General features: G+C 73.8%; 22 protein-coding genes. 14 read left to right on the forward strand and 8 right to left on the reverse strand.

Going from position 1 to position 23,592, the window contains the following annotated elements:
• Positions 1-139: 139 nt before the first annotated feature.
• The gene (locus tag ACFWBN_RS27175) at positions 140-868 is read right to left on the reverse strand and encodes a TetR/AcrR family transcriptional regulator C-terminal domain-containing protein (RefSeq protein WP_385180088.1); all 729 of its coding nucleotides are present in this window, start codon (positions 866-868) and stop codon (positions 140-142) included.
• A 74-nt stretch (positions 869-942) separates the two neighbouring features.
• On the opposite strand from ACFWBN_RS27175, the gene ACFWBN_RS27180 reads away from it, so the two are divergent.
• From ACFWBN_RS27180 to ACFWBN_RS27190, 3 genes are read left to right on the forward strand one after another with little or no spacing between them, the layout of a single operon-like run.
• Positions 943-1,911, forward strand: a complete 969-nt coding sequence (locus tag ACFWBN_RS27180; protein ID WP_385180090.1) for an ATP-binding cassette domain-containing protein — start codon at positions 943-945, stop codon at positions 1,909-1,911.
• Positions 1,908-2,696 carry an ABC transporter permease gene (locus tag ACFWBN_RS27185; RefSeq protein WP_385180093.1) on the forward strand — a complete coding sequence of 263 codons (789 nt, stop codon included), beginning with the start codon at positions 1,908-1,910 and terminating at the stop codon, positions 2,694-2,696. The genes ACFWBN_RS27180 and ACFWBN_RS27185 overlap by 4 nt, the downstream gene beginning before the upstream one ends.
• A 60-nt stretch (positions 2,697-2,756) precedes the next feature.
• Entirely contained in the window at positions 2,757-3,953 is a 1,197-nt protein-coding gene (locus tag ACFWBN_RS27190) for a CaiB/BaiF CoA transferase family protein (RefSeq protein ID WP_385180096.1), read from the forward strand.
• Between the two features lie 52 nt (positions 3,954-4,005).
• Here ACFWBN_RS27190 and ACFWBN_RS27195 read toward each other — a convergent pair whose 3' ends face one another.
• A complete protein-coding gene (locus tag ACFWBN_RS27195; RefSeq protein WP_030720225.1) occupies positions 4,006-4,275 on the reverse strand; it encodes a hypothetical protein in 270 nt (89 codons plus the stop codon).
• A gap of 280 nt (positions 4,276-4,555) precedes the next feature.
• On the opposite strand from ACFWBN_RS27195, the gene ACFWBN_RS27200 reads away from it, so the two are divergent.
• Positions 4,556-6,250, forward strand: a complete 1,695-nt coding sequence (locus ACFWBN_RS27200; RefSeq protein WP_385180099.1) for a serine/threonine-protein kinase — start codon at positions 4,556-4,558, stop codon at positions 6,248-6,250.
• On the opposite strand, the gene ACFWBN_RS27205 is transcribed toward ACFWBN_RS27200, so the two are convergent.
• Positions 6,220-7,026, reverse strand: coding sequence for an SGNH/GDSL hydrolase family protein (locus tag ACFWBN_RS27205; RefSeq protein ID WP_385180160.1), 807 nt, complete (start codon positions 7,024-7,026; stop codon positions 6,220-6,222). The two genes, ACFWBN_RS27200 and ACFWBN_RS27205, sit on opposite strands and share 31 nt — an antisense overlap.
• Positions 7,027-7,221: 195 nt before the next feature.
• Between ACFWBN_RS27205 and ACFWBN_RS27210 the strand changes: the two genes are divergently transcribed.
• Positions 7,222-8,355: a DUF5925 domain-containing protein gene (locus tag ACFWBN_RS27210; protein WP_385180102.1), complete on the forward strand. Its 1,134-nt coding sequence runs from the start codon at positions 7,222-7,224 to the stop codon at positions 8,353-8,355.
• A 331-nt stretch (positions 8,356-8,686) separates the two neighbouring features.
• On the opposite strand, the gene ACFWBN_RS27215 is transcribed toward ACFWBN_RS27210, so the two are convergent.
• On the reverse strand, positions 8,687-9,076 hold the full coding sequence (locus tag ACFWBN_RS27215) for a GntR family transcriptional regulator (RefSeq protein ID WP_385180105.1): 390 nt from the start codon (positions 9,074-9,076) through the stop codon (positions 8,687-8,689).
• A gap of 71 nt (positions 9,077-9,147) precedes the next feature.
• Here ACFWBN_RS27215 and ACFWBN_RS27220 point away from each other — a divergent pair, with 71 nt between their 5' ends.
• The 3 genes from ACFWBN_RS27220 (at position 9,148) to ACFWBN_RS27230 (ending at position 10,989) form a co-directional block, all read left to right on the forward strand.
• A complete protein-coding gene (locus tag ACFWBN_RS27220) occupies positions 9,148-10,098 on the forward strand; it encodes a GNAT family N-acetyltransferase (RefSeq protein WP_385180108.1) in 951 nt (316 codons plus the stop codon).
• Positions 10,095-10,580, forward strand: a complete 486-nt coding sequence (locus ACFWBN_RS27225; RefSeq protein ID WP_385180110.1) for a DUF402 domain-containing protein — start codon at positions 10,095-10,097, stop codon at positions 10,578-10,580. Before ACFWBN_RS27220 ends, ACFWBN_RS27225 begins: the two co-directional genes overlap by 4 nt.
• Positions 10,581-10,782: 202 nt before the next feature.
• Positions 10,783-10,989, forward strand: coding sequence for a hypothetical protein (locus ACFWBN_RS27230; RefSeq protein ID WP_385180113.1), 207 nt, complete (start codon positions 10,783-10,785; stop codon positions 10,987-10,989).
• A 136-nt stretch (positions 10,990-11,125) separates the two neighbouring features.
• On the opposite strand, the gene ACFWBN_RS27235 is transcribed toward ACFWBN_RS27230, so the two are convergent.
• On the reverse strand, positions 11,126-11,407 hold the full coding sequence (locus ACFWBN_RS27235) for a hypothetical protein (RefSeq protein WP_385180116.1): 282 nt from the start codon (positions 11,405-11,407) through the stop codon (positions 11,126-11,128).
• 368 nt (positions 11,408-11,775) lie between these two features.
• Here ACFWBN_RS27235 and ACFWBN_RS27240 point away from each other — a divergent pair, with 368 nt between their 5' ends.
• The 4 genes from ACFWBN_RS27240 (at position 11,776) to ACFWBN_RS27255 (ending at position 15,791) form a co-directional block, all read left to right on the forward strand.
• A complete protein-coding gene (locus ACFWBN_RS27240) occupies positions 11,776-12,561 on the forward strand; it encodes a hypothetical protein (RefSeq protein WP_385180119.1) in 786 nt (261 codons plus the stop codon).
• Positions 12,562-12,578: 17 nt separating this feature from the next.
• Entirely contained in the window at positions 12,579-13,748 is a 1,170-nt protein-coding gene (locus ACFWBN_RS27245; protein ID WP_385180122.1) for a sensor histidine kinase, read from the forward strand.
• Positions 13,745-14,437, forward strand: coding sequence for a response regulator (locus ACFWBN_RS27250; RefSeq protein ID WP_385180126.1), 693 nt, complete (start codon positions 13,745-13,747; stop codon positions 14,435-14,437). The genes ACFWBN_RS27245 and ACFWBN_RS27250 overlap by 4 nt, the downstream gene beginning before the upstream one ends.
• A 289-nt stretch (positions 14,438-14,726) precedes the next feature.
• The gene (locus tag ACFWBN_RS27255; protein WP_385180129.1) at positions 14,727-15,791 is read left to right on the forward strand and encodes a lytic polysaccharide monooxygenase; all 1,065 of its coding nucleotides are present in this window, start codon (positions 14,727-14,729) and stop codon (positions 15,789-15,791) included.
• Positions 15,792-15,811: 20 nt separating this feature from the next.
• On the opposite strand, the gene ACFWBN_RS27260 is transcribed toward ACFWBN_RS27255, so the two are convergent.
• The 3 genes from ACFWBN_RS27260 to ACFWBN_RS27270 all read right to left on the reverse strand — a co-directional run bounded on the left by ACFWBN_RS27260 (position 15,812) and on the right by ACFWBN_RS27270 (position 21,452).
• Positions 15,812-16,672: an esterase/lipase family protein gene (locus tag ACFWBN_RS27260; protein ID WP_385180132.1), complete on the reverse strand. Its 861-nt coding sequence runs from the start codon at positions 16,670-16,672 to the stop codon at positions 15,812-15,814.
• A 161-nt stretch (positions 16,673-16,833) separates the two neighbouring features.
• Positions 16,834-17,847, reverse strand: coding sequence for a hypothetical protein (locus ACFWBN_RS27265; RefSeq protein WP_385180134.1), 1,014 nt, complete (start codon positions 17,845-17,847; stop codon positions 16,834-16,836).
• Complete coding sequence (locus ACFWBN_RS27270; protein WP_385180163.1) at positions 17,844-21,452, reverse strand: DNA polymerase III subunit alpha; 3,609 nt, start codon at positions 21,450-21,452, stop codon at positions 17,844-17,846. The genes ACFWBN_RS27265 and ACFWBN_RS27270 overlap by 4 nt, the downstream gene beginning before the upstream one ends.
• Positions 21,453-21,638: 186 nt before the next feature.
• On the opposite strand from ACFWBN_RS27270, the gene ACFWBN_RS27275 reads away from it, so the two are divergent.
• Positions 21,639-22,784 (forward strand): DUF3533 domain-containing protein, encoded by a 1,146-nt coding sequence (locus ACFWBN_RS27275; RefSeq protein WP_385180137.1) that lies wholly within the window; start codon positions 21,639-21,641, stop codon positions 22,782-22,784.
• Positions 22,781-23,443 carry an acetate uptake transporter gene (locus ACFWBN_RS27280; protein WP_385180139.1) on the forward strand — a complete coding sequence of 221 codons (663 nt, stop codon included), beginning with the start codon at positions 22,781-22,783 and terminating at the stop codon, positions 23,441-23,443. The genes ACFWBN_RS27275 and ACFWBN_RS27280 overlap by 4 nt, the downstream gene beginning before the upstream one ends.
• The last annotated feature ends 149 nt before the right edge of the window (positions 23,444-23,592 follow it).

A 23,592-nucleotide genomic window follows, 5' to 3' on the forward strand; every position in this document is an offset into this window, starting at 1 on the left:
GCGCATCCCGCGGACCCGCCCGCGGAAGCCCGGCACACCCCCCGGAAGCCCGGCGCACCCCGCGGACCCGCCGGCGGAAGCGCGGCGCACCCCCCAGACCGGCCCGCGGAAGCCCGGCACACCCCGCGGGGGCGCAGCACTACGGGGCCCACGCCCCCAGCAGCCGCGACAGCGTCCGGTCGAACACGGCGTCCATGTCCAGCCCCGCCCCGGGGACCGGTTCGATGCCGCTCGCGAGGGCCCCGGCCAGCAGCGGGTACTCCCCGGTGGCCAGGCGCGAGCCGAGCCAGGCCGTCCGCACGCGCTGTTCGGCGGCCTCGCTCCAGGGCAGCGACCGGGCCCGCTCGGCGAGCGCCAGCTCGCCCGCCACGTACGTCGCCACCGTGCCGTTGACGGCGGCGACGAGCTCCAGCTTCTCGGCTCCGGCCGCGTCCAGCGGGGCCAGGCAGGCCAGGCTGTGCTCCAGGTAGCGCAGGGCGTTGGGGCCGAAGCCGTACACCGGGCTCAGCAGCCGGGGCAGCCACGGGTGCCGGCGCATCAGCGCCCGCGTCTGGCGGGCCAGCGCGAGCAGGTCGGCCCGCCAGTCGCCGGTCGGCGCGGGGAACTCGTACTCGCCGCTGACCGCGTCGACCATCAGCTCGTACAGGTCCTCCTTGCGCGGCACGTAGTTGTACAGGGACATCGTCCCGGCGCCGACCCCGGCCGCCACGCGCCGCATGGAGACGGCCTCGATCCCCTCCGCGTCCGCGATCCGCACCGCCTCGGCGGCGATCGACTCGCGACTGTGCGCGGGCCGGGGGCCACGGCCGGCCCGCGGCGGGCGGGCCCAGATCACTTCGGGTTCAGCGGGTCGCCCACCGGCTGCCATCGCTCACATCACCTCGTCCGTCTCGCCCCCATCTTAGTTACGTACGCCGTACGTAGTGGGGTAGGGTGCCACACATGACAACTACGTACGCCGTACTTAGTGAGGGTTTGGAGAAGAACTACGGGGAGGTCCACGCCCTGCGCGGCCTCGACCTCGCCGTGCCCGAGGGCACGGTCTGCGGTCTCCTCGGCCCCAACGGCGCGGGCAAGACCACCGCCGTCCGCATCCTCACCACCCTCACCGCACCCACCGCCGGCCGCGCCCTCGTCGCCGGCCACGACGTCACCCGCGACCCCGCGGCCGTGCGCCGCGCCATCGGGGTCACCGGCCAGTACGCCTCCGTCGACGGGGACCTGACCGGCCGTGAGAACCTCCGCCTCTTCGCGCGCCTCGCCGGACTGCGCGGCTCCGCGGGCCGGGCCCGCGCCGACGAGCTGCTGGAGCGCTTCGAACTCGGCGAGGCCGCCGACCGGGTGGCCTCCACCTGGTCGGGCGGGATGAAGCGGCGCCTGGACCTGGCCGCCGGGCTGATCACCCGGCCCCGCGTGCTCTTCCTCGACGAGCCCACCACCGGCCTCGATCCGGCGGCCCGCGAACAGATCTGGACGGCGGTACGGGAACTCGCCGACGAAGGCACCACGGTGCTGCTGACCACCCAGTACCTGGAGGAGGCCGACCGGCTCGCCGACGACATCGTGGTCGTCGACCGCGGCCTGGCCGCCGCCACCGGCACCCCGGCCGAGCTGAAGGCCCGGATCGGCGCCTACGCCGAGGTCGCCGTCGCCGCGCGCGAGGCCCTCTCCGGCGCCGCCGTCGTACTGGACCAGCTCACCGGCGGCCGGCCGGTGCTCGACGAGGAGCGCCTCACGGTCGGCGTCACCGTGCTCGACACCGGTCTCACCCTGCCCCGGATCATCCGCGAGCTCGACGGCGCCGGCGTGCCGGTCACCGACGCGAGCCTGCGCCCGCCCACCCTCGACGAGGTGTTCCTGCGCCTCACCCGGATCCCCACGGCCCCCGCCGAGAAGGAGCACGCGGCATGAGCACCCTGCTGTCCGACGGCGGAGCCGTCTTCACCCGCCAGCTCCAGAAGGCCCGGCACGCCCCGGCGCTGCTGATCCTCACGCAGACCATGCCGATCACGATGCTGCTGTTCTTCGGCTACGTCTTCGGCAGCGCGCTCGCGATGCCGGGGGCCGAGTACCGCGAGTTCCTGGTCCCCGGGCTGCTCGCCGCCACCGCCGCGAACGGCCTGATGACCGGCATGTTCACGGCCGCGCAGGACGCCCACCGCGGGGTGATGGACCGCTTCCGGACCCTGCCGATGAGCCGCAGCGCCGTGCCGCTCGGGCAGACCGCGGCCGACCTGCTCACCACCGCGCTCTCCATGGTTCCGCTGATGCTGGTGGGGCTGGCGATGGGCTGGCGGATCGAGAACGGCCTGCCGGGCGCGCTGGGGGCGCTCGGGGTGCTGCTGCTGTTCCGCTTCGCCACCGCGTGGGTGGGCACGTACCTCGGGCTGCTGAGCAAGAGCGAGGAGGCGGCGGGCCAGCTCGGCAGCGCCACCTTCGTCCTGCCGCTGCTGTCCAGCGCGTACCTGCCGACCGCCGGCATGCCCGGGTGGCTGCGTACGGTCGCGGAGTGGAACCCGATCAGCGCGGTGGCCACCGCCGTCCGCGAGCTGTGCGGGAACGCGGGTGCCGAGGCCGCGGCGGGAGCCGCCTGGCCCGCCGCGCACCCGGTCGCCGGGGCGCTGCTGTGGTCGCTGGTCCTCCTCGCCGTGTTCATGCCGCTCGCCACGCGCAGGTTCGCGCGGGGCCTGGGCTGAGCGGATCTCTTCACCCCGCACGGGTGACAGATCACGGTCCGAACCGGTAGGCAGGGGTCCATGGCTACCGAACCGCTCCCCCTCGCCGGTATCACCGTCGTCGCCGTCGAACAGGCCGTCTCGGCCCCCTTCGCCACCCGCCAGCTCGCCGACCTCGGCGCCCGGGTGGTCAAGGTCGAGCGCCCCGACGGCGGCGACTTCGCGCGCGCCTACGACACCACCGCGCGGGGCCTCGCCTCGCACTTCGTGTGGGCCAACCGCGGCAAGGAGTCGATCGCGCTCGACCTGAAGGACCCGCGCGGCCGGGAGGTCCTGCACGGCCTGCTCGACGGTGCCGACGTCTTCGTCCAGAACCTCGCGCAGGGGGCCGCCGCCCGGCTCGGGCTCGACTCGGCCGCGCTGTGCGCGCGTTACCCGCGGCTGGTCGCGGTGGACGTCTCCGGCTACGGCGCGGAGGGCCCGTACGCCCACAAGCGCGCCTACGACATGCTCGTGCAGTGCGAGGCGGGGCTGGTCTCGGTGACCGGGACCCCGGAGCAGCCCGTCAAGGCGGGGATTCCGGCGGCGGACATCGCGGCGGCCATGTACGCCTTCTCGGGGGTGCTCGCCGCCCTGCTGCGCCGCGGGGTCACCGGGCGCGGGGGCAGGGTGGAGGTGTCCATGCTGGACGCGCTCGCCGAGTGGATGGGGCATCCGCTGCACCACACGATGCACGGCGGGGAGCAGCCCGTGCGCACCGGCCTCGCGCACGCGGTGATCGCGCCCTACGACGCCTACCCGACGGCCGACGGCGACCAGGTGCTGCTGTCGGTGCAGAACGACCGGGAGTGGCGGCGGCTGGCCCAACAGGTGCTGGAGCGGCCCGAGTTGGCGGAGGACCCGGCGTACGCGACGAACGCGGCGCGCACCGGCAACCGGGAGAAGACCGACGCGGTGGTGGCGGAGGCGCTGGGCCGGCTGGGCGCGGACGAGGCGATCGGGCGGCTGGAGGCGGCGGGCATCGCCTGCGCGCGGCTGAACTCGGTGGCCCAGCTGGCCGCGCATCCGCAACTGGCTGCCCGGAACCGCTGGCGGGAGGTGGGATCGCCGGCCGGGCCGCTGCGGGCCCTGCTGCCGCCGATCGGACTGCCGGGCAGCGCGGCACCGCACATGGGTGCGGTGCCCGCGCTGGGCGAGCACACCGAACCCCTGCTGCGCGCCCTGGGGATGACGGGAACGCAGATCTCGGAGCTTCGCCGGGACGGTGTGATCGCGTAGGGGCCGGGGCTGGGATCGGGACCGGGGCCGGAAGGCCTCGGTACGGGGACGGTTACGAGCGGCGGCTGCCGAAGAGCGTGCGACGCAGGCGGCGCAGCGGCGCGAAGAGCGAAACGCGCGCGCTCCGGCTCCGCAGGCGGTGCGTGTGGTCGCGGGAGGTGAGCTCTCGCATCAGCAGGGTCGCCTCGGCGGTCTCACGGTGCGGGACGGCGGGACCGCCCAGCACGGCGAGGTGACGGTCGAGGCGCGAGCTGGTCGCACCGCTTCCGCAGGTGATGGCAGGCACGCGAGGCGGCCTGCTGCGCATTGCTATCTGTTCCATGATCTCTCCCCACCCGTACGAGGGCACCCGGCCCGGGCAGGTTAACCCTATCGCCCTTGCGGCGCGCTCGGGTATCCCGGTGGTGTGAATTACCCCTGTGGCGACGGGGAGTTGACGATTACTCAGCGGAGTCGACCGTCACTCTCCGCACAGAAGCGGCGCAGTTGGGGGTCTTGGTGCGAGTCGCGTCACGAGAGGGGCCACTTATCGCGCTCTGCGCTAACTTGGAGTGATCACTTGGTGACATATGGGCGCATGCGCACACACGTGGGGGGCTCGCATGAGTGGGAATGTGACGGGTGCCGGCGGCGAATCGAGCCCCGATCGTGTCATCTCGGGCCGGTACCGGCTGCTGGAACCCCTCGGCCGCGGCGGCATGGGCATCGTCTGGCGGGCCCGGGACGAGGTGCTGGCGCGCGAGGTCGCCGTCAAGGAGGTGCGGGCGCCGGCCGGCCTGGAGCCCGCTGAACTCCAGCGGATGTACCGGCGGCTGGAGCGGGAGGCCTGGGCGGCGGCCCGGGTCTCGCACCGCGGGGTCGTCACGGTCTACGACGTGGCCTCCGAGGGCGGGCGGCCCTGGATCGTGATGGAGCTGGTCCGCGGGCTCTCGCTGGCCGACGTACTGGAGGCCGAGGGTCCGCTGACCCCGCAGCGGGCCGCCCACATGGGCGAGCAGGTGCTGGCCGCGCTGCGCTCCGCGCACGACTCGGGGGTGCTGCACCGCGACGTCAAACCCGCGAACGTGCTGATCGCCAATGACGGCCGGGTGGTGCTGAGCGATTTCGGGATCGCGAGCCTGGAGGGGTCCTCGGCGATCACCATGACGGGCGAGGTGGTCGGCTCTCCCGAATTCCTCGCGCCGGAGCGGGCATTGGGGCGCGAGCCGGGACCCGAGTCGGACCTGTGGTCGCTCGGCGTCATGCTGTACGCGGCCGTCGAGGGGGTCTCGCCGTTCCGGCAGGAGACCCCGCTGGACACGCTGCGGGCCGTGGTGGACGGGGAACCGCCCGCGCCGCGGCGCGCCGGGCCGCTGGAGCCCGTACTGGAGGGGCTGCTGCGGAAGGATCCGGCCGAGCGGCTGTCCGCGGCGGAGACGGCCCGGATGCTGCGGGTGGTGGGCGCGGGCGGCATCGTACGGGCCCTCGGCGGGGCGGCGTCGGGGCCGGACTCGCCGACGGCCACCGCGCGGGAACACCGGCACGAGCACCGGAACGAGCCCGGGCACCGGCACGGCGGGACGGGGGCGCCGTACGGGGAGCCCGCGCCGCCGGTGCCGGCACCGGTCCCGCCGCCGGCGCCGCGCCAGGGCGGCAGGGCCGGGCTGGTGCTGACCGCCGGGATCGTGGTGCTGCTGCTGGCGCTGGTCGCGCTGGGGTGGCTGCTGCTGAAGGACCGTGAGGGCGCGGGCAGCGGGGGCGACAGCGGCGGTCCGAGCGGTGCGGCGACCACCGCGCAGTCCGTGACCACGGCCCCTTCCGCCCGCCCGTCCCCATCGGCTTCGGTGTCCGCCTCGGCCTCGGCTTCGGCCACTCCCGGGCAGCACGTTTCGGTGTACGTCGACGCAGTGCGGACCTCCTACACCGGCAGTTGCCCGCCGCCCTCGGAGCGGGCTCCCGCCTTCACCGCCACCGTCGAGGTGGAGCGGGTCCCGGCCGTCCTGGAGTACCGCTGGGCCACCCGGAGCGGGAAGACCTCGGGCCCCGGCTGGCAGTCCGTCACGTACGAGGCGGCCGGGCCCAGGAGCCGGCGGCTGGAGCACACCGAGCTCACGCACGTGCCGGGCGCGGCCTTCGAGGACGCGGTCCGGCTGGAGGTGCGGGCGCCGGCGGAGGTGACCACCGAGTGGGTGGCGACCTCCGTGACGTGCGGGAAGGAGACCCCGACGGGCGGAGCCTCCTCCCCTGGCACGAGCGCGTCACCGACCCCGCCGACGGCGGGGCCCGATCAGGCCGCGTTGGTGAAGACGGGCAGGTAGCCGCCGGACTGTCCGGCCGCGGTCGGGTGGTAGGACTCCCCGATGTTGAGCCAGTTGACGCTGTGCAGCCACGCGGCGCCGGAGCATATCTCGTGGCCCGTGAAGGCTCCGGCGACCGAGGCGAAGGTGAAGCCGTGGTCGGCGGCGCGTTTGGCGATGGCGGCGTTGAGGTAGTCGGCGGCGCCGTTGATGGCGGCGCGCTCGCCCTCGCTGAGGCCGGTGGTGCAGGTGCCGTTCAGCTTGTAGAAGCGGGGATAGCCGAGGACGACGACGTGGGCGTTGGGCGAGCGGCTGTCGATGGCGCTGTACACCTGGTCGAGCCGGCCGGGGAGGGTGGAGTCGACGTACGCCTTGGCCTGGTTGACGCGGTTGATGCAGGTGGACTCGGACTGGAGCACACAGGTCGTCATGACGTCGGAGAATCCCGCGTCGTTGCCGCCGATGGTGATCGAGACGAGGTCGGTGCCGGTGTTCAGCGGGGCGAGCTGGTTGGCGAGGACGTCGTTCGTACGGGCGCCCGAGCAGGCGGTGAAGGCGAAGGTCTGCGGGGCGTGGGCCGCGGCCCACAGGGCGGGGTAGGCCCGGGTGGTGCGCTTGCAGTCGCCGCTCCCGCTGTCGTAGCCGCCGGCGCCGACGCCGGAGGAGTACGAGTCGCCGAGGGCGACGTAGCCGAAGTCGGCCTGGGCGGCGGCCGCCTGGCCCGCGCCGCCGAACAGGGCGGCGCCGGCGGCGAGTAAGACGGAGGAGGTGAGGGCAGCGAAGCGCGACAGTCTCATGCTCATGGGGGTGCGGCTCCTTGTGGGGGTTACTCCGGAGTTACTCCTGAGTCCGTGGTACAAGGAGCCGAGCCTGGCTGGAAGTGTCCATGCCAAGAATATTCGGGGCAGAGTTGCGGCCGGAATCTTCACTCGCGACGGGTTTGAAGAGGGAACCGAAGAGGGAACCCTGGCACCCGATCCGGCGAAACACGGGTGCACGAGGGCACCGCGTGCCGGATCATGGGCGCCATGCCAGCCAACCCGCATGACGCGCTGCCGATCCGGCTCAACGTCGACGACAGCGACTCGCCGTCGGATGTAGTCGACGCGCTGTTCCTCGGCCGGTTCGCGTCCGGCGAGCAGCCGTACTCGCACAGTGTGTCCATCGACCGGGTCAAGGCGGGGGTCAGCCTTCTGCCGCCCGAGGCCACGGTGTTGCGCTCGGCGCGCGACAGCGACCGCAGCGCCACCCTCGCCGAGGGCGAGGGGTGGACCATGCTCGTCTCCCGCTGGAGCCGGGGCGCGGACGTCACGGTGACCGCGATCAGCGACGAGCTCGCGGAGAAGGTGCTCGGCGCGGCCACGGAGGGGGTGCAGGACGAGCCCGAACCGCAGCCGGAGAACGTCACGATGGGCTTCTGGTACGTCTCGCCGCGGCGCGGCCCGTACCGGACGACCCGCCAGATCGCGGCCGGGACCTGGGACGAGGTGCGGCCCAACTACACGGCGCCGGTGGCCGGGGCGATGGACCGGCTGATGAAGGTGACCCCGGACGACATCGCGGGGCGGCTGCTCCTGCTGCACGGGCCGCCGGGAACGGGCAAGACCTCCGCGCTGCGGACGCTGGCGCGGTCGTGGCGGGACTGGTGCCAGGTGGACTGCGTCCTGGACCCGGAACGGCTGTTCAACGACGTGGGCTACCTGATGGACATCGCGATCGGCGAGGAGGAGGGCACGGCGAAGGGCCGCTGGCGGCTGTTGCTGCTGGAGGACTGCGACGAGCTGATCCGCGGTGAGGCGCGCCATACGGCGGGCCAGGCGCTCTCGCGTCTGCTGAACCTGACGGACGGTCTGCTGGGCCAGGGACGGAACGTGTTGGTCGGGGTCACCACCAACGAAGACCTGGAACGCCTCCACCCGGCGGTGGTCCGCCCGGGGCGCTGCCTGGCCCGCATCGAGGTCGGCCGGCTGACCCACCGGGAGGCGGTGGACTGGCTGGGCTCGGACGAGGGCGTCTCCCGCGAGGGCGCGAGCCTGGCGGAACTGTTCGCCCTACGCAGGGGCACGGGCCCGGCGGCGGTCCTCCCGCCGCAGCCGCACACGTCGGAGGCGGGCCTCTACCTCTAGCTGCCGGGCCGGGCGGGGGGTGGCCGAAGCCGCGGCTGCGCCGGGCCCCCGGGGCTCCGCCCCGGACCCCGCGCCTCAAACTCCCCCAGCTACCGCTGGGAGGGGCCCCCAGGCGAGGCTGGGTTTGGCTCCGGCCAAGGCGCCACATCGCGCAGGATGCTCGGCGTGCCACGCAGCGGCACATCCAGCCCCGCCGGCGTTTGAGGCGCGGGGCGCGGGGCGGAGCCCCGATCCTGAAGCCGCACCCGCCCACTCTGGCGGGGCACATCCAGCCCCGCCGGCGATTGAGGCGCGGGGTCTGGGGCGGAGCCCCAGGAGCAGGGGGGCGGGATTACCTGGCGGCGTACCGGGCCCGGAGGGCGTCGGTGGCGGCGGCCACGGCCTCGGACTCCGTCAGCCCCAGCCGATGGACCCGCTCCGCAAACGCCTGCGCAGCCGCCGCGGCCTCGCGGGACGCCCCCTCCCCCGCCGCCGCGACGAACGTCCCGTTCCGCCCCCGCGTCTCGATCACCCCGTCCGCCTCGAGCGCCCGGTACGCCTTCGCGACCGTGTTGGCGGCCAGCCCCAGCTCTTCCGCCAGCCCCCGCACCGTCGGCAGTTTGAAGCCCGCCGGCAGCCGGCCCGACCGGGCCCGGTCCGAGATCTGCGCGCGCAGCTGTTCGTACGGGGCGGCCGAGCCGCTCGCCCCGCTGATGGTGATCTTCAGGTTCGTCGAGGTCACGCGGGTGATTGTCCCCCATCGCCGGTTAATTGGGAGGCGCCGGACGCGCGTGCGCCCGTAGCGTCGGCCGCATGACCGTTTCGATCCGTGATCTCCGCCCGGGCGGGCCCGGCCGGGCAAGCGACGCGGAGGCCGTCGTACGGGTCCGCCGCTCGGCCCTGCCCTTCATGATCACCACGGCTGAGGGCGTGGCCTTCGAACTCTCCTCCGCCCACCCCGCCCGGCACTACCGCCTCCTCGTCGCCGAGAACGACGCGGGACGCGTCATCGGCACCGCCCAGGTCGGCATCGCCCACGACAGCCCCGAGCCCGGGCACTCGTACGTCAACGCGTACGTGGACCCCGCCCACCGCGGCTTCGGCGCCGGCAGCTCTCTGCTCCGCGCGGCCGAGGAGCACCTCGCCGCCCACGGCGCGGTGGACACGTACGCCTGGGTCCTCGACCAGCCCGCCCACCGCCGCTTCGCCGAGCGGCACGGCTACCGCCCCAGCCGCTCCGCGCACTTCCTGCGCCTGGACCTGGCGGCCGCCGCCCTGCCCCCGCTCCCGGAGGCCCTCCCGCCCGGGATCGAGGTGCGCCCCGCCTCCGCCTTCGCCGCCGACCCGCGTCCGCTCTTCGAGGCCGACGCGGAGGCGACCTCCGACGAACCGGGCGACGTGGGGATCGAGTTGGACGACTACGAGGGCTGGCTCGCGGAGATCTGGAACAACCCGACCCTCGACAAGGAGCTGACCACCGTCGTCCTCGTCGACGGCGTGGTGGCCTCCTTCACCGCCGCCCAGACCGACGGCGCCACCCGCTACGCCTCGGCCATGACCGGCACCCTGCGGGCCTTCCGCGGCCGCGGCCTGGCTAAGCTCGCCAAGATCATTTCGCTGCACCGGGCCCGCGCGGCCGGGTACACCGACGCGTTCACCGGCAACGACGCCGGCAATGACCCGATGCTCGCCATCAACAAGTGGTTCGGATACGAGATCTGCGCCACCGAGACGCGCTTCGCGAAGAGACTGGAGGCAGTGTGACCGAGCAGCAGCTGACCGTGGTCCTCACCAAGGCCGGAAAGCTCAAGATCCGCTACCCGGCGGCCCAGGTCGCCGACGACGGCGACCGCATCTCCGTCCGCGCCCCCTGGGCGGCCGAGGGCGTACGGGACTTCGGCTTCGTGCGCTTCGAGCCGGGCGACGTGTTCGTCGAGCACTTCTGGCGCACGCGCTGGTACGCGGTCAAGGAGGTGTGGACCGGCGAGGGGGTCCTCAAGGGCTGGTACTGCGACGTCACGCGCCCTGCCCTGGTGCAGAGCGGGGAGATCCTGATCGAGGACCTGGACCTCGACCTGTGGGTCTCGGCGGACGGGTCCTCCGTCCTGCGCCTGGACGAGGACGAGTTCGCGGCGAGCGGCCTCGCCACCAGCGACCCCGAGGCGGCCGCCCAGGCCATCCGAGCCCTCGACGCCCTGGACGACCAGGCCCGCACCCCGGCCGGCCTGGCAGCCCTCCTCGGCTAGCGACGGCCCTTCCCGTCGGCCCGCCCAGCCCTTCCTCAAACGGACCCCCATCACGAGGACCCTCCGGGCCGCGGTGGGGCCGTGGGAGGGTGGCGGGGCGGCGGACGCTACCCCTAGGCCCCTGACCCGGTGAAACTCGTGAGACGCATGGGGCCTCCGAAGCCGTGTGCGGGCAGCCAGGGGACCCAGATAGCGTGAGGCCATGAATGAACCCCGGATCACGGTTCAGAGCTCAGCGGGCGAGACTTCGATAGCGGCCAACGCCGAAGGCCTTCGCCTGCTCGCGGAGCGACTCCTGGCCCTTGCCGAACCGGGCCTGAGGGACGGGTACCACTTGCATCTCGACGCGGGCGTAGACCTTGAGGACGGATCGGCCGGCCTCATTCTGGAGCGTGACGACTCGATCTAGGCGTGTCCCCCACGTGCCCGGTGGAGCAGCGACGGGTCCCCACCGGACCCCGGCTGTACGGCAGCGGCGTGCCGCAACCACAGCAACCGCGCCTGACGGGCAGCACCTCACTGACCGGTCTGGCCAGAGCTACGGATCAGATGCCGTCGGCTGCGTCCAGCTCGGCCTTCCGCCGGCGGGCGTAGCCCTCCAGGTCCCGCTTGATGGTCATGACCTCTTCGACCGGAATGCGGATTGGCCGGCAGTGCTGGGCGTCGCACGAGCGCGGGAAGCTGCCGTCGATGAGCGAGATGCCGCTGAGCACTACCCAGCCGTCATCGTCGATCTCCGTGCAGAGAACCGGGTGGAAGAAACAGTCCTCGTAGATGTCCCCCACCCGGATGCCCGCCGGGTTGCGTGGGTCTATCGCGTCGTTCATGCCGCACAACATGCCATGGCGGGCACAGAAGCGCTTGGCTAACGCCCGACACTGACAGCGCTCAGCCGCCGCCAACCGTGCGTGTGCCGGACACGTGCCACGTAAGGCGGAGAACAGCGGGCAGCGGCGGGTGCCAGGGCGAGTCCCGGCGCTGCCTCTGCCGCCTGATTTTCGAGTTCAGGAGCCGGATGACAGGGCTCCATAGCGAAGCCCCAGGTCAGCGACCTGGGGCTTTCGCATGGCCCGACTGTCAGACCACGGTCCGATCCCGGAGCTGCGGGGAGCGGGAGGGTCGGACCTGGGGCCGACGCGGGGAGCGGACCGTGCTCCGACGCGGAAGGGCCCGTCCGGGCGGGATCGTTCACGGCATGACGACGACACGGAGCACACCCCTCGTACACGACACCGCCACCCCGGCCATGGCCCGGCTGCTGCCCGTGGCCTGGGGCGGTGACGCGCCCTTCCCCGGGCGGTGGGTCGGCGGGGTCTCGCTGGTGGCAGCGCCCGTGCTGCTGGGAGCCGGAGTCCTGCTGCGGCTGCCCTTTCACTTCTTCTTCCCGGAGCAGCTCGCCGCCCGCGTCGAGCACCCCGGCCTGATCGCGGCTTCCTACGGTGCCTTCGCCGCCGGAACCGTCCTGCTCTGGCCCGCCCTGGCCGCACTCGCCTCCCGCATCGGCCGTCGCAGCCCCGGACTGGCCCTGTGGGGCGGGGTCTTCGCCGTCCTCGGGCTCTTCGCCCGGACGTTCCACGCCGGTGTGGACCACCTCGCCTTCCAGCTCGCCGACCGGCAGGGCGCGGAGGCCGCCGCCCGGTTCGTCGGTGAGACCTACGGCGCCTTCCACATCTTCAGCGCCCTCAACCTCGCGATCATGGGAGGTTGGCTGCTCCTCGCCGTCGGAGCCCGGCGGGCGCGCGTGCTGGGTCCGGTCCGGGCACTCGCCCTGGCGGCGACCGCCGCACTGCCGCTCGGTGTGCTCAAGGGCACCACTCCGCTGTCGGTCGTGGCCGTCGCGGGCCTCGGCCTCGCCCTCGTCCCACTCGGCATCAGCGTGCTGCGTGACGGCCCGGCGCCCGGACGGGCCACGGCCCTGCGCTGGACCCTGGTGATCACAGCCACGCTGATCCTCATGACCTTGATCGGTCAGGCCGGTTGACGATGTACGGTCGGATCATGCGTGCCTCCCGGCGGCTGCACGACAGCCAACTGCTCACGCTCGACCTGGCGGCCGCGCTGCTGATCGCCGCCGTGTACGTCGGTTTCACCCGGATGTCGGGCGGCGGGACCCAGCCCGCCTACACCGGACCGGTGTGGGCGGGCGTGCTCGTGGCCGCGGCGGTCGGCCTCCCGGTCGCGGTCCGCCGGCTGTGGCCCGTACCGGCCGCAGCGACGGCCCTCGCCGGAGCCGTCATCGCCACCCTCCTGGACATCACCCGCGAGCCGTGGACCGGGGTCGGCCTCACCCTCTACGCGGTCGCCCTCACCGGGCCCCCGCGGCGCTCGGTACCGGTGCTCGCCGCCTCACTCACCCTCGCGGCGGCCGCAGTGCTCACCGGGGAGGCCGTGGTCACCCCGGCCGAGACCTGGAGCGGGGCGGCCGGCGTCGCTGCCATCGTCTGGCTGGTCCTCGGCGGCGGCTGGGCGGCGGGCTTCGTCGTGCGCGCCCGCCGGGCCCGGGAGGCTGACCGCGCCACCCGCCGCACCGAACGCGCCATTGCCGAAGAACGGCTGCGGATCGCGCGGGAGTTGCACGACATCGTGTCGCACAGCCTCAGCCTGATCGCGGTGAAGGCGGGAGTCGCCGGGCATGTGGCCCAGCGCCGCCCGGAGGAGGCCGTGGACGCGCTGCGCGTCATCGAACGGACCAGCCGCGCCGCCATGACCGAGATGCGTCGCACCCTGGGCGTGCTCCGCACCGACACGGTTGCCGCCCCGCTGGGCCCGGCGCCCGGCCTCGACGAACTGGGCCGGTTGGCTGATCAGGCACGACAGGCGGGCGTGGACGTCGACTTGAGCGTCCGGGTGCCGGACGGCGGCCTGCCCGCAGGAATCGCCCTGGCCGTTCACCGGATCGTCCAGGAGTCCCTCACCAACGCGGTGAGGCACGCGGCCCCCGCACGCTGCCGGGTGACGGTCGAGGCCGACCTGAACGAGGTGCGGATCGATGTCACGGACGACGGCGTACGAGGCCCCGCCCGCGAACGGCCAGGAGGCCACGGCCTGGTCGGCATGCGGGAGCGGGCGATGATGTACGGCGGGGCGTTCAGCGCGGGCCCGCGCCCCGAGGGCGGCTTCGCGGTCTCCGCCCGCCTGCCGCGGGACGGCGTGGGGAGGACTGCATGACGGACCCGACGCGGGTGCTCGTCGTCGACGACCAGGTGCTGCTGCGCGGCTCCTTCCGGATCCTCGTCGAGAACGAACCCGGCCTCACCGCCGTCGGAGAAGCGGGCGACGGGGCAGAGGCTGTCGAGCTCGCTCGCCTGCACCGTCCGGACGTCGTCCTGATGGACGTCCGGATGCCGGTCATGGACGGCATCGAGGCAACCCGACAGATCTGCGGCTCCCCCGAGACCGCCGGCGTACGGGTGCTGATCCTGACCACGTTCGACCTCGACGAGTACGTCTACGCGGCCCTGCGGGCCGGTGCGGCGGGCTTCCTCCTCAAGGACGCCCCGCCGGCCGAGGTGCTGGCCGCGATCCGGGTCGTCGCCGCGGGCGACTCCCTGCTGGCTCCGTCGGTGACCCGCCGCCTGATCGAGGACTTCACCCGCCGCCCCGACCCGGGCTCCGGCCGGGGCCCGGCCCCGCTGACGGGGGTGACGGAGCGGGAGCGCGAGGTGCTGGAGCTGATCGCGCGGGGCCTGTCGAACGACGAGATCACGGTGCGTCTGCACCTGAGCATGGGCACGGTGAAGACCCACATCGGCCGCCTCCTGACCAAACTGGCCGCCCGTGACCGCGCCCAGCTGGTGATCGCGGCGTACGAGTCCGGAGTCGTGTCGGCCTCCGACGGCGGCCTGGGAGCGCGCTGAGCGACGGCCCTCCGAGTACGCCGGATCTGCCTGGACTGACATGGACGCTGGGGAGCCAGGACCGTTGGGGCGGACGGGCTTTGCAGGCCCGCTTCCTGAGCTCCCACTTACCCCTTCCTTAAGCGGACCCTAAGGATCAGCTTCCGGGGCCCGAACCAGGCGAAACACCGGGTTCGGGCCGTTAGCTTGGCGGGGCCAGCGGAGGGCCGGGAACGGCGCCGCCGGGGGGCGGCGCCGCACCGCCCCGACCGCTGGCGCACACCTGTCTTGCGCCCGAAGGAGATCCTCCATGCCCGCACGCCGCCGCACCGTGACGCTGACCCGTATCGCCTCCGCCGGCCTCGCCCCCCTCGCGGTGGCCGCGTACGCCGCCGCGCCCGCGGTGGCCCACGGATCGATGACGGACCCGGTCAGCCGGGTGGCGGCGTGCTACGCGGAGGGCCCGGAGTCGCCGAAGTCGGCGGCGTGCAAGGCCGCCGTCGCGGCGAGCGGGGCGCAGGCGTTCTACGACTGGAACGCGGTGAACATCGCCAACGCGGCCGGGAACCACCGCGCGTTGATCCCGAACGGCCAGCTCTGCTCCGCCGGCAACGACAAGTACCAGGGACTGGACCTGGCGCGCGCCGACTGGCCGGCCAGCCCGATGACGGCGGGCGCGCACACCTTCCGCTACAAGGGGACCGCTCCCCACAAGGGTTCCTTCGAGCTGTACGTGACGAAGGACGGCTACGACCCGGCGAAGCCGCTGAAGTGGTCCGACCTGGAGCCGGCGCCCTTCGCGAAGGTCACCGACCCGGGCATGCAGAACGGCGACTACGTCTTCTCCGGCACCGTCCCGAACAAGTCCGGCCGCCACCTCATCTACAGCATCTGGCAGCGCTCGGACAGCCCGGAGGCCTTCTACACCTGCTCGGACGTGGTCTTCGGCAAGGACAACGGGGGCAACGGCGGGGGCAACGGCGGGGGCAATAGCGGGGGCAACGGCGGCACGGGCACCGCCCCGAGCACCAAGCCCAGCGCGAAGCCGAGCGCCAAGCCGTCCGCCGACCAGCCCGTCGCCCCGCAGCCCCAGGCCCCGACGGACCAGCAGATCGCCGACGGCGCCGACAAGTCCACCGTGGAGCACAACGGCCACGGCGACAACGATCCCAAGACGAACGGAAAGGCCGCCGCCGCCCCGGTCCCGTCGCAGTCCGCGCAGTCCGCGCAGAACCCCAACCTCGCCGAGACGGGCGGCAGCAGCGCCACCCCGGTGATCGCGATCGCCGGGGCCGGCGTCCTGGCCCTCGGCGCGGCCGTGCTGTTCGGGCTGGCCCGCCGCCGGGCTGCGACGACAAGCCGGCACGGCCGCTAGGTCACGTCACCGCGTGCGCCTCAGTCGAAGACCGAGGCGCACGTGGTCCGTTCGGCGTGTGCCGGGTCGAGGGCGTTCAGCGCCTCGTGCCAGGCGATCCGGTCGGTGAGCCCGATGGCCACGTGCTCCGAGAGGTCCAGGACGCACAGGTCCTGGAGCACGACGTTCCGTACGTTCGGCCCCTCCAGGAAGGCGCTCCGGTACGGGGTCACCACCTCGTCGTACTTGGTCGCGATCACCGTGTACTTGACCCCGGGCACGGTGTCCCCGCCCGCGTTCAGCTTCTGCTGGAAGGCAGATCCGGCGATCTGGTCGGCGAGGCCCGGGGTCGCGGTGCTGATCAGGTCCTCGGCGCCGGGGAAGTACGGGAGCAGCTTGGTGAATCCGAGCAGGGTGGTGCCGTGGTTGTCGGGGGCGAGCCCGACCAGGGCGTTGACCTTGGCGGCGCCGCCGAGGAACTTCAGGTAGTAGCGCGGCATCATGCCGCCCTGCGAGTGCCCGATGATGTCGGTCTTGGCGGAGCCGGTGGCGGCGAGCACCTTGTCGACGAAGACGTCGAGCTGGCCGGCGGACTTGTCGATGGGGCCGAGCCCGTTGAAGAAGGGCACGCCCGGCAGTTGCCCGTAGTCGAGCGAGTAGACGCAGTACCCGCGGTGCACGAGGTACGGCGCGAGGCCGAGCCAGTTGTCGACGGAGTTTCCGAAGGTGCCGTGCACGAGCACGACGGGGCGCGGATGCGCGGCGGACGGCTTGCAGGACCAGTTGTTCCAGCCGCTGCTGGGGGCGGACGCGGCCTGCGCGGCGCCGGTGGGGGCGACGAGCGCGGCGGCGGCGAGGGTGAGGACGGCCAGCGGGCGGAGCAGGCGTCTCCAGGGCAGCATCGTGTGATCTCCTTGCGGTTGCGACTCAAGGGGATGGAGCGTGGGGGTTTCATCCCGTGATCCGGATCACAAGGGGTGCTGCTGGCAGCCAAATTACGGGCGGGTAGCAAAACTGGGAAGTTACGCGTCGGTAAAAATGTCGCGTGTCGCTCGCCGGTCGGTTACGCCGCGAGCGTGCCGCGAGCGATGACGTGCGGCCCGAAGCGGGCGCGGACGCGGTCCGTGACGGCCTCCAGCCGCCGGGCCTTCTCGTCCTGCGGGTCGAAACTCAGCTGCCGCGCGGCCCGTTCGGCCGGGATCAGGTCCTCGGCCCGCAGGGACAGGGCGCGCACCCGGGCCCGCTGCAGGCCCAGGCCCGCGTACAGGGCGTAGGCCGTGGCGGTCAACGCGTCGGAATGCGCGGTGGGTTCGGCCAGCGTGCGGGTCCGCGTGAGCGTGCTGCGGTCGGCGCAGCGGACGGTGAGCGAGAGGGCGCGGCAGACCTGCCCCCCGCCCTGTTCTTGTGTACGAAGCTTCGCGCCGAGCTCCTCCGTCAGCGAGAGCAGCGCCCGCCGGTGCCGTACGGGATCCAGCTCGTCCCGGTCGAAAGCCCGCTCCGCGGCGACGGCCCGGGCGGCCGCGCCCGGCCGGACGGGGGTCCGGTCGATCCCGAGGGCGCGCTCCTGCACCTCGCGGCCGAGCCGGGCGCCCAGGATCCGCCGCAGGGCGGCGGGCGGGGCGGCGGCGACCCGGCCGACGGAGTCGAGGCCGTAGGAGCACAGGGTGCGGGCGGCCTTGGGGCCGATCCCGTCGAGGGCGGTGACGGGCTTGCCGGCCAGGAACCCGACGGCGGCGGCGGGCTCGTCGGGGATCACCAGGGTCCCCCCGGGCCGGGCTTCGCGGGCCGCGGCCCTGGCCAGCATGGGGTTGCCGGCCACGCCGACGGCGCAGTCCACGCCGTACAGGGCGAGGGACCGGACCCGGACCACGGCGGCCAGCCGGCGGGCGTCGCAGCCGAAGTACCGCAGCGCGGCCCGGACATCGGCGAGGGCCGCATCGGGCGGCAGCGCCTGCACGGCCGGGGTGAGCCCGTCGAGCAGCGCGAGCACCCCGGCGTAGGCCTCGGCCCCGAGCGGTCCCCCGTCGGCGGGGTGCAGCCGCAGGCACATCACGGCTCGCGTGGCGGTGGCGTTCATCCCGCGCTCCCCGGACTGGAGTGCCACAGCTTGCGCCCGGTCGCGGGACCGGTACCCGGCGGCTGGAGGTCGGCCCAGGGGTTCATCTCGTACCCCGTGGACATGCGGATCGTGCGCCCGGAGCCCTTCGCCGCGGGCTCCCCGTCGGCGGCGCCACCGCCCTCGGGGGCGCCGTCCCCGCCGCCACCGACACCGGAGGCGACCGGCTCGGCGGCCAGCCGGGCCGCGACCGCGTCCAGGCCGCCCGCCGCCCGCAGTTCCACCAGCTCCGCCAGGTTCCAGGCAGCCGCCCCGACCACGCTCAGGCTCTGCGGCCCCCGCCGCTGCACGACACCCCGTACCAGCAGCAGGAAGGAGTGGAAGACGGTGTGTGCGCACCGCTCGTGGCTGTCGTCGAAGAACGCCAGGTCCACCAGGCCCGTGCCGTCGTCCAGCGTCGTGAAGATGACCCGCTTCCCGGACCGGATCGGCGGGGTCTGGGTGGCCGCCTTGGCCCCCGCGACCAGCACGGTCTGCCCGTGCCCGGCATCGCGCAGCCGCCGCGCGGGAACCACTCCCAGCTCGGCCAGGAAGGCGTGGTGGTCCGCCATCAGGTGCCGCGAGGCGTCCATGCCGAGGACGCCCAGCTCGGCGCTGAGCCGTTCCGTCTCGGAGAGGTCCGGCAGCCCGACGGAGGCCGTGGACCGGCCGCCTTCCAGGGGGAGTTGGGGCCCGCGTACCCCGCGCGCCCCTGCCGCCCGGTGCGCACCGTGCAGTTCCGTCAAGTGCAGCAGCAGATCGCGCCGGTTGGCGCCGAAGGAGTCCAACGCCCCGACCTGCGCGAGCCGTTCGGCCACCGGACGCCCCGGGTGCGCCCGGTCCCAGAAGTCGCGCAGGGAGGCGTACGGCTGCCCGGACTCGATCCGCAGCGCCTCGGCCCCGCTGATGCCGTGGACGTCGGACAGCCCCAGCCGCAGTCCCCACACCCCGACCGGACCCGAGCGATCGGACACCAGTTCGATGCGGTGGGCGACCGCCGACCGGTTCACGTCCAGCGGCAGCACCGGGACGCCCCGCCGCCGCGCGTCCGCCAGCAGCAGCCGCTTCGGGTACATCCCGGGATCGTGGGTCAGCAGCCCGGCGTAGAAGGCCGCGGGGTGGTGCGCCTTCAGCCAGGCCGATTGGTACGTCGGCACCGCGAAGGCCACCGCGTGCGCCTTGCAGAAACCGTACGAGCCGAAGGCCTCCACGATCTCCCAGGTCCGGCCGATCACCTCCGCCGAGTAGCCCCGTTCGCCCGCCTTCGCCGCGAACCACACCCTGATCCGGCCCTGCGACTCCGGGTCGGACAGCCCGCGCCGCACGCGGTCGGCCTCGTCCTGCCCGCAGCCGGTCATGACGTGCACGATCTCGATGATCTGCTCGTGGAAGACCACCACCCCGTACGTCTCGCGCAGCGCGTCGGCCAGGTCCGGATGCGGGAAGCGCACCGGGGCCCGGCCGTGCCGGGCCTCGATGAACGGCCGCACCATGTCGGCGGCCACCGGCCCGGGCCGGAAGAGGGAGATGTCGACGACCAGGTCGTGGAAGGTGGCCGGCTGGAGCCGCCCCACCAGGTCGCGCTGGCCCGGGGATTCGATCTGGAAGCAGCCCAGCGTCTCGGCCGAGCGGATCAGCTCGTACGTGGCCCGGTCGCCCGGCGGCACCTGCGCCGGGTCGTCCAGGTCGAGCTCCTCCCCCGTGCCGCGCCGGATCTCGGCGACCGCGTGGGCCATGGCGGACTGCATCCGTACGCCCAGCACGTCGAGCTTGAGCAGCCCGAGCTCCTCCACGTCGTCCTTGTCGAACTGGGACATGGGGAAGCCCTCGCCGCTGGTGGGGACGACGGGCGTGCGGGCGAGCAGGGAGGCGTCGGAGAGCAGGACACCGCACGGGTGCATGGCGATGCCGCGCGGCAGCGCGTCGAGCGATTCGACGAGCTCCCACAGCCGCCCGTACGACTCCCCGCGTACGTCGCGCAGTTCGGGCAACTCCGCCAGCGCGGCGCGGGCGTCGCGGGCCCGGATGTGCGGGAAGGCCTTGGCGAGCCGGTCGGTGACGGCCGGGTCCATGGACAGGGCGGCGCCGACGTCGCGGATGGCGTGCCGGACCCGGTAGGTCTCGGGCATGGAGACGGTGGCGACGCGCTCGGCGCCGAACCGGCCGATGATCCGCCGGTAGACCTCCAGCCGGCGGGCGGACTCCACGTCGATGTCGATGTCGGGCAGGACGCGGCGGCGCTTGGACAGGAAGCGCTCCATCAGCAGGCCGTGCGCGACGGGGTCGGCGTGCGCGATGCCGAGCAGGTGGTTGACGAGGGAGCCGGCGCCGGAGCCGCGGGCGGCCACACGGATGCCCATCTCCCGTACGTCGTCCACGACTTGGGCGACCGTCAGGAAGTACGAGGCGTAGCCGTGGTAGGCGATGATGTCGAGCTCTTGGTGCATGCGCTCCCAGTACGCGGGGTCGTCGGCGTAGCCGCGCAGCACCATGCCCGCGGTGGCGCGGGAGGCGAGGACCCGCTGGGCGGTGCGGTGCGCCGCGCCGACGAGCCGGGCCTCGGGGAAGTGCACGGAGCCCATGCCGAGGTCGTCCTCGGGGTCCACCGCGCAGGCCTCGGCGGTGTGCCGGGTCTCCGCGAGCAGCCGCCGCGCGTCGGCGGGGCGCAGGCCGGCGGCCCGGGCGATCCGGTCGGCGGTCTCGGCCATCGCGCCGGGGTCCTTGAGCCAGCGCTCGCCGGTGTCGAACGGCGGCCGGACGGGGGTCAGCCGGCGGGCCGCGTCGAGGATGTCGGCGACCGGGCCCTGGCCGGGGTCGGCGTAGCGGACGGCGTTGGTCAGCACGGCCGGGACGCCCTGCTCGGCGGCGAAGCCGACGGTACGGGCGGCCAGCCGGAGCGAGCCGGGGCCGGTGCCGGTGCGGCCGTGGTGGACGGCCTCCAGGCGGAGGGAGTCCCCGTAGACCTCCCGCCAGGGCGCGAGCAGCCGGGCGGCCCGGTCGGGACGCCCCGCGGCGAGCGCCCGGCCCACCTCGGAACCGGGCCCGAGCAGCACGAAGACGCCCTCCCCGCGCAGGGCCTCCCAGGGGACCACCGGCTGCCCGCCCGCGACCCGGGCGGAGCCGCCGGGCCCATCAGCCCCGTCCGGCCCGTCCGGCCCGGTGCCCGCGTGCGCGGCCGTGACCATCCGGCAGAGCTCGGCCCACCCGGCGGCCCCGTCCCGGGCCAGGAAGACGGCCCGCGGGGCGGACTCGTCGATGAAGGCGCCGCCCTTGACGGGGGTGCGCCGCCGGTACGAGACCTCGCCGGAGCCGGAGCCGGAGGCAGATCCGGAGCCGACCCCGCCCGCACCGGACCCGCCCGAGCGGAGGCCGGCCGAGCCCCCCGACCCGGCCGACCCCGCCATCCCCGCCGGAGGCGACACCGCCAGATCGGCGCCGAACAGCGGACGGATCCCCGCCTTCGCGGCCGCCTTCGCGAACCGCACCGCGCCCGCCAGGGTGTCGCGGTCGGTCAGCGCGAGGGCGTCCATGCCCCGATCGGCGGCACGTTCCGCCAGTCGTTCCGGGTGTGAGCCTCCGTAGCGCATGGAGAACCCCGAAACGGTGTGCAGATGCGTAAAACCAGGCACCCGCGGCCTCCTGCTTCGCTCGTGACAACACCTCCCCCGTCTCCACCATAGAGCAATTCGAATATTCGTGCGAAACACTTGTTCGATCATCCATTTGGCCCTCCCCTGCTGCGCCCCGTCCCCACCGCGTCGAGCGTGAGAGGCATGACCGAGCCCACCAGGCCCACCCCGCCCGCCCGGACCACAGGCGCACATCCGTCCGCCGGCTTCCTCGCCGAGGTCAAAGACGCCGTGACCACCCGGGCAGCCCTGCTGGTCCTGGGGGTGCTGGCCCTCCAGCTGGCCTTCGTCACCTCGTACATCGGGGCTTTCCACCACCCCAAACCCAGCGAGATCCCGATCGCCGTGGCCGCCCCCCTCGCGCCGGTCGCCGAACGGACCGCGCAGCAGCTCGGCGCGCTGCCCGGCAAACCGCTCGACACGCGCGTGGCGAAGGACGAGGCCGCGGCCCTCCAGCAGATCAGGAACCGGGACGTGGACGGCGCGCTGATCGTCGACCCGGCCGGCACGACCGACCGGCTGCTGGTCGCGAGCGGCGCCGGAGCCTCCCTCTCCCAGGCGCTGGAAGAGATCGTCGGCCTGGCCGAGAAGGCCCAGGGGCGCACCCTCCGCATCACCGACGTGGCCCCGACCGACGCGGGCGACGCGCGCGGCCTGAGCTCCTTCTACCTGGTCGTCGGCTGGTGCGTGGGCGGCTACCTGTGCGCCGCGATCCTCGCGATCAGCGCCGGCGCCCGGCCCGCCAACATCCACCGCGCGATCATCCGGCTCGGCGCCCTGCTGGTGTACTCCCTCGCCGCCGGACTGCTCGGCGCGGTGATCGCCGGCCCGGTCCTGAACGCCCTGCCCGGCTCCATTCCGGCCCTGTGGGGGCTCGGCACCCTGGTCGTCTTCGCGGTCGGCGCGATCACCCTGGCCTTCCAGGGGCTGGCGGGCGTGGTCGGCATCGGCCTGGCGATCCTGCTGGTCGTGGTCTTCGGCAACCCGAGCGCGGGCGGCGCCTACCCGTACCCGCTGCTGCCGCCGTTCTGGAAGGCCATCGGCCCGGCCCTGCCGCCGGGCGCCGGTACGTACGCCGCGCGCTCCATCGCGTACTTCAAGGGCAACGGCGCGGCCGGACCGATGCTGGTGCTCGCCGCCTGGGCGGTGGCGGGCTCGGCGGTCACGCTGGCCTGCGCGGTGCTCCGCCGGGGCCTGCCGGGGGCCGCCGTGGGCAGCGGGCTCCCCGATGACGCACCGTCCGTACCGCGGTTCGCCGCCGGGGCGGCCGAGGGCGCGGACCCCCGGTGAACACCCCCCTCTTCCGCAACCGCCAGGGCCCGGCCGAACAGGCCGTCTCCGTCAAGCGGATGGAGCCCAGCGCCCAGGCCCAGCTGGGCGCGCTCGGCCTCACCGGCTTCATCGTGGTCACCGTCATCGCCACCGGCATCGACGCGGGGGTCTTCCCCGAGAAGCTCGGCCACTCGGTGCTGCCGCTGGTCGGCTTCTACATCGGCGGGCTGGCCCAGCTGCTGGCCGGGCTCTTCCAGGCCCAGCGCGGCGACACCTGGCACGCCACCGTCTTCGGCGGCTTCGGGCTGTTCTGGATGGCGAAGGCCGGCCTGCTCCAGTGGGTGCTGCCGGCCACCGACCCCGCGCTGCGCGGGGACGTCAGCGGGCTGTTCACCCTCCCGTGGGTGTTCGTGGTGTTCGTCCTGTGGATCGGCAGCTGGCGGATCCACCTGGTGCTGCTGTCCACCTTCAGCTGCGTCCTCGTCGTGTTCGTCGGCATGACGATCAACGGTTTCACCGGGTCGGAGATCTGGCTCCGGATCACCGGCTGGAGCGGGCTGCTGGCGGCGCTCGGCGCCCTGTACCTCCTCGCCGGCCAGATCCTGGCCTCCACCTGGGGCCGCCAGGTCCTCCCGATGGGCCGCTTCCTCGCCCCCGAGGAACACCCGGAAACGTGACCCCTGGCGGGGGCTTCGCGGGGTGCCGGGGCGCGCCCGCCGGTTTCGGCGGGGCCGGGTGTGTGGCGGGGCGCCCCCGCAGGGCGCCGAACACAACAAGGCTGCCACTCTCCGACCCCTGGCCACGTTCGGCGCCCGAGGAGGTGCCC

The sequence above is a fragment of the Streptomyces sp. NPDC059989 genome (assembly GCF_042736975.1).
In the GTDB taxonomy this organism is placed as follows: Bacteria; Actinomycetota; Actinomycetes; order Streptomycetales; family Streptomycetaceae; genus Streptomyces.